This is a genomic window from Clostridium sp. CCUG 7971, assembly GCF_017590215.1.
Lineage (GTDB): Bacteria > Bacillota > Clostridia > Peptostreptococcales > Peptostreptococcaceae > Faecalimicrobium.
Genome location: NZ_JAFFPK010000092.1, coordinates 1 through 5727 on the forward strand (window position 1 = coordinate 1; position 5727 = coordinate 5727).

At 29.3% G+C, this 5727-nt stretch carries 3 protein-coding genes and 2 rRNA genes; 1 reads left to right on the forward strand and 4 read right to left on the reverse strand.

Translation table 11 applies throughout. The annotated features are described in order from the left end of the window. Positions 1–374: 374 nt before the first annotated feature. Both nrdG and JWF52_RS12090 read right to left on the reverse strand, forming a co-directional pair. The gene (nrdG, locus tag JWF52_RS12085; RefSeq protein WP_208333811.1) at positions 375–911 is read right to left on the reverse strand and encodes an anaerobic ribonucleoside-triphosphate reductase activating protein; all 537 of its coding nucleotides are present in this window, start codon (positions 909–911) and stop codon (positions 375–377) included. 26 nt (positions 912–937) lie between these two features. Further along, positions 938–3289, reverse strand: coding sequence for an anaerobic ribonucleoside triphosphate reductase (locus JWF52_RS12090; protein WP_208333812.1), 2352 nt, complete (start codon positions 3287–3289; stop codon positions 938–940). A gap of 541 nt (positions 3290–3830) precedes the next feature. On the opposite strand from JWF52_RS12090, the gene JWF52_RS12095 reads away from it, so the two are divergent. Continuing rightward, a complete protein-coding gene (locus tag JWF52_RS12095; protein WP_208333813.1) occupies positions 3831–5015 on the forward strand; it encodes a pyridoxal phosphate-dependent aminotransferase in 1185 nt (394 codons plus the stop codon). Between the two features lie 155 nt (positions 5016–5170). Here JWF52_RS12095 and rrf read toward each other — a convergent pair. Together rrf and JWF52_RS12105 are read right to left on the reverse strand one after the other, a co-directional pair. Continuing rightward, positions 5171–5287, reverse strand: a 5S ribosomal RNA gene (rrf, locus tag JWF52_RS12100). 86 nt (positions 5288–5373) lie between these two features. Then, positions 5374–5727 (reverse strand): 23S ribosomal RNA (locus JWF52_RS12105); the annotation flags it as partial.

The window sequence follows — 5727 nt, forward strand, 5'->3', positions numbered from 1 at the left end:
TTAACTTTGTCAACTTTTTTCTGTTGTTTTTCTATTTATTTGCCCTCGTCTTAAGGACAAGTATAACTATATCATCTAAAATTAACATCGTCAACACTTTTTTAATATTTTTTTTAGATATATTTTAGTTTGAATTTTAACTATACGATTTATCCACATTATCAACATATTATTCACATTGATTTCTCATTGCTTCAAAAAAAATATCCACATATTTCACATAGTTATTAACAAAAAAATATTTTAATTTAATAAATTAATAATATATAAGGTAATTATTTTTCTATTTATATATTATCAATAAAGATAAAAAAATAGTGTAAATAACTTGTTTTAAGTTATTTACACTATTTTTATTTATATTAAAAAGATTTTTATTTAGCTGCAGATAAATCTTCCATATATTCTTCAGCCAAAATAATTTGCTTATATTTTAAGCTTCTTTGTACATTTATTATTCTCTGATTAGACGATCCTCTAAACTTTAAGCTTATATCTTTTCGCTCTTCCATAAACTTTCCATCTACTAATACATCTATCTGCTTTAACAAATTTAGGTTTTTAAAATATGAAGGATTCTTTTTATCTAACAAATACTCAAATGTAAATCCTGTATAAGCCCATATATCTAATTTATTTTCCTTAGCTTCTTTAGCTATTTCTTCTAAAGCTTCTGGTTGTAAGAATGGTTCTCCACCTGATAAAGTTATGCCCTTTTGTAATTTTAATATCTTTAACTTATCAATAATATCTTTAGTATCTACCTCGAATCCTCCACACAAATCATGAGTTTGTGGATTATGGCAATTCTTACAATTATGGATACATCCTTGTGTCCATACTACCATTCTAAGACCAGGACCATCTACTATACTATCAAAAGTTGTAGGAGATGATATTCTTATCTTCATAATCCATTTCCCCTTTATCTTTTATATTATTTATGTTTAACTCTGTCACGCACTTCAGCTTGTTTTGCGTTATTAAATCTATCTACTGTACCAACTAAGTAACCTGTTATTCTTCTTATTCTTTCAAACTTGATATCACTATCTTCTTCATTTCTTCCACATGCTGGGCATATACTACTTTCTATAACTCCTGAGAATCCACATATAGGATCTCTATCTACAGGATGATTTACACTTCCATACCCTATACCTTGTTCTTTCATAGCCTTTATAATACTCTCAAAAGCTTCTAGGTTATCAGATGGGTTACCATCTAATTCTATATACGTTATATGACCTGCATTAGTAAGTTCATGATAAGGAGCTTCTATTCTTATCTTATCAAAAGCACTTAATTTATGATAAACCGGAACATGGAATGAGTTAGTGTAATATTCTTTATCCGTAATTCCTTTTATCTCGCCATAAGCTTTTTTATCTATTCTTGTAAATCTACCAGAAAGACCTTCAGCTGGTGTCGCTATAATAGAGAAGTTTAAATTATACTTTTCACTAGCTTCTTCCATTCTTTCTCTCATATGAGATACTATTTTAAGCCCTAATTCTTGAGCTTCTTCACTTTCACCATGGTGTTTTCCTATAAGGCCTAATAAACATTCAGCTAGACCTATAAATCCTATAGTTAATGTACCTTGTTTTATAACTTCTGATAATTTATCTTCTGGACCAAGTTGATCTGACCCTTGCCATACACCTTGACCCATTAAGAATGGGAAGTTTTTCATTCTCTTATTACCTTGTACTTCCATTCTTTCTAATAATTGCTCTGTAACTAAATCTATCTTTTGATCTAATTCATTAAAGAACTCTTCTATATTAGCTTCCTTGTTATTTACTATTCCATGTTTTATCCCTAATCTAGGAAGATTTATTGTAGTGAATGATAAATTACCTCTACCACTAACTATTTCTTCTCCACATACATTTCCAAGAACTCTCGTTCTACATCCCATGTAAGTAGCTTCTGTTTCTGGATGTCCTTCTTTATAATATTGAGCATTGAATGGAGCATCTAAGAAACTAAAGTTAGGGAATAGTCTTTTTGCTGAAACCTTACACGCTAATTTAAATAAATCATAATTAGGGTCTTCAGGGTTTAAACTAACGCCTTCTTTTACTTTAAATATTTGTATAGGGAATATAGGAGTTTCTCCATTTCCTAATCCTCTTTCTAGTGATAATAATATATTCTTTGTTACCATTCTTCCTTCTTCAGATATATCTGTTCCATAGTTTATACTAGAGAATGGAACTTGTGCTCCTGCTCTAGAATGCATTGTATTTAAGTTATGAATAAATGCTTCCATAGCTTGATATGTTCTCTTATCAGTTTCTTTAATAGATTCATCAAAAGCAAATACTTGTATATTTTTAGCGCTTTCTTCACTTATATCAAACTTAGCTTGTAACTTTTCTCTTTCAACAGATAGATATTTTTCGTCTCTTTTTATACCTACCTTCATCCCTGTTTCTTCTTCACATTTATAAACTATATCTTTTATTATTCCGTTATCTTCTATACCTTTAAATAATTTTAAAGCTTTTGATATATTACTTATATAGAATTTCCTAAATGTTTTATATACACCTTCTGCTAATCCATAATCAAAGAAAGGTATACTTTGCCCTCCATGTTGATCATTTTGATTGCTTTGTATAGCAATTGCAGCTAATGCTGAGTAACTTATAATATCATTTGGTTCCCTTAAGAACCCATGTCCTGTAGAAAATCCACCTTTAAATAATTTATTAAGATCTATTTGGCAACAAGTTAATGTTCCCATGTTTAAAAAGTCCATGTCATGTATATGTATATCTCCATTATCATGAGCAAACGAGTGTTCTGGGTTTAATAAGTGTGTCTTACAAAATTCTTTAGATACTGTACTTCCATATTGAAGCATAGTACCCATAGCTGTATTTCCATTTATGTTAGCATTCTCTCTTTTTATATCTGCATCATTTGCATCAGCGAATGTTATTTCTTCTATGGCTTTCATTAGTCTAGTTTTAGAATTTCTTATTCTACTTCTTTCTGTTCTGTATACTATATATTCTTCACTAGTCTTTGCATGTCCTTCTTCTATAAGAACCTTAACAACTGCATTTTGTACGTCCTCTACCCCTGGAACATCATTTATAAATTTAGTATTTAATCTTTTTATTACTTCTTGTGTTAATTCTTCTGATAATTTATAATCTGGTGATTTATGCTCCTTTTCTGCTACATTACTAGCTGCTAAAAATATAGCTCTAGTTATTCTATCTGCATTAAAAGGTATCACTCTTCCGTCTCTTTTTTTAACTAAATTAATCATTCGTAAAATCCCCCCTTATCACTATATATTGTATCATATTTATATAATCACTACTACATATAGTATATTAAGATTAAAAAAATCCCCTTTAACTTCGTCAAAGGGATTCTCATAATTGCTACTAAATAAGATTACCAAATTTGTACATAATAGTCAAATTAACTGAAATCATTGCAAATGCTATGTGGATAATTTGAACCTAAGCAATTGTAATAGTTTTAAGAATGATAAATATTTTTGTTATTTTTTATATAATTTTTGACTATAGTCATATATCCATTGGAATTACAATATAATGTAGTTAAAAGCTGAATTCATTTTTTTAGATTTTATTGTAATAAAAGCTTGTAATAATATGTATTGTGGATAACTTTTATACATATTTTAGTCATACAATAATGTATAGGTATATAAATAAATACTATATCTAATATTAAGTTAATATAACAATTTTTTACTTATTATTCCATATATAAACAAGTAAAAACTATATTTAAAATTTTAATTTAATATATAATTTCAAAATATAAAGGAGGATTTCATGTTATCTAATAGAGTTTCATCTATAGCCCCATCTTATACAATTGGTATAAGCTCTAAAGTATCCGAAATGAAAACTAAAGGTATTAATGTTTTAGACCTTAGTATTGGAGAGCCTGATTTTAATGTTCCATATGATGCAAAATATAGTGGTATAAGTTCTCTTAATAATAATTTAACTAAATATAATATGGTTCCTGGACTTAAAGTTCTCAGAGATGAAATATGCAATAAACTTCTTAATGAGAATAATTGTAACTATTCTCCAGACGAAATAGTGGTATCTAGTGGAGCGAAACATTGTATAACAAATTCCTTATTAGCTTTAACTAATCCAGAAGATGAAATATTAGTTCCAAAACCTTATTGGGTAAGTTACCCAGAAATTATAAAACTAGTTAGTGCTAAACCGATACTTATAGATTCTAAAAAAGAAAATAATTTTAAAATTACACCGAACGATCTTATACCTTATGTTACATCTAAAACTAAAGTTCTTATTTTAAATAATCCATCTAATCCAACTGGAGCTGTATATACTAAAGAAGAATTAGTATCTATATTAGATTTTTGTATCAAAAATAATATCTATATACTTGCTGATGAAATCTATGAAAAAATATGCTTTGATAATAGTTTTGTATCTGTTGCTTCTATAAGTGAAAGTGCAAAAGATATAACTATAACAATAAATGGATTTTCTAAATCTGTATCCATGACAGGATTAAGATTAGGTTACTCAGCATCAAATCAAACAATAGCAAATGCTATCAGTAAAATACAAGGGCATTTAACATCTCACCCAAGCTTAACTGCACAATATATAGGATATGGAGCTTTAAAAAATTGCTCTAATGATATAAATGAAATGGTAAAAGAATATAAGTCTAGAAGAGATTTAATTTGTGATAGAGTTAATTCTATACCTTATATAGATTATATATACCCACATGGGGCATTCTATATCTTTATAGATTTATCGAGTATATCTAAAAAATTTAATTTTGATGAAAGTTTTTCTATCGAATTTTGTGATAGATTTTTAGAAGAATATAATGTGGCTGTAGTACCAGGAATAGCTTTTGGTATGGATAATTATATTAGAATTTCTTTTGCATGTTCTGATAATATCTTCTTAGAAGGATTAAATAAGTTAGATCAATTTATATCAGATATTATGAATTAATAAATGGTGCCTCTTTGCATGAACTAGTTAGTTAAGTATATATTTTATTTATACTCCATTATATATTTATAAATTAAACAAGCCATAATTTGCGTATATAAAAAACTGTTAGGATTAAAATCCCTAACAGCTTTTTTATTAAAATAAAAAAGATTACGTGGCTACGTCTTACTCTCCCAGGCAGTTGCCCACCAAGTACCATCAGCGCTAAAGAGCTTAACTTCTGTGTTCGGAATGGGAACAGGTGTATCCTCTTTGCTATTGTAACCACATAATCTCTTATGCTTAATATTTCTATTAAGTTTTTCAAAGTTAATACTCTGAAAACTACAAACATTTATTGAATTAATCATTTTAATTGGTCAAGTCCTCGACCTATTAGTATCGATAAGCTAAATACATTACTGCACTTACACCTTCGACCTATCAACCAGGTAGTCTTCCTGGAGTCTTACCCTTACGGTGGGAAATCTTATCTTGAAGTTGGCTTCGCGCTTAGATGCTTTCAGCGCTTATCCATTCCGTACATAGCTACCCAGCCATGCCCTTGGCAGAACAACTGGTACACCAGAGGTACGTCCATCCCGGTCCTCTCGTACTAAGGACAGGTCTCCTCAAATTTCCTACGCCTGCGACGGATAGGGACCGAACTGTCTCACGACGTTCTGAACCCAGCTCGCGTACCACTTTAATGGGCGAACAGGCCCAACCC

Coding starts and splice junctions, on each gene's coding strand:
- nrdG (WP_208333811.1), bottom strand. CDS start 911: ATGAAGATAAGAATATCATCTCCTACAACTTTTGATAGTATAGTAGAT.
- JWF52_RS12090 (WP_208333812.1), bottom strand. CDS start 3,289: ATGATTAATTTAGTTAAAAAAAGAGACGGAAGAGTGATACCTTTTAAT.
- JWF52_RS12095 (WP_208333813.1), top strand. CDS start 3,831: ATGTTATCTAATAGAGTTTCATCTATAGCCCCATCTTATACAATTGGT.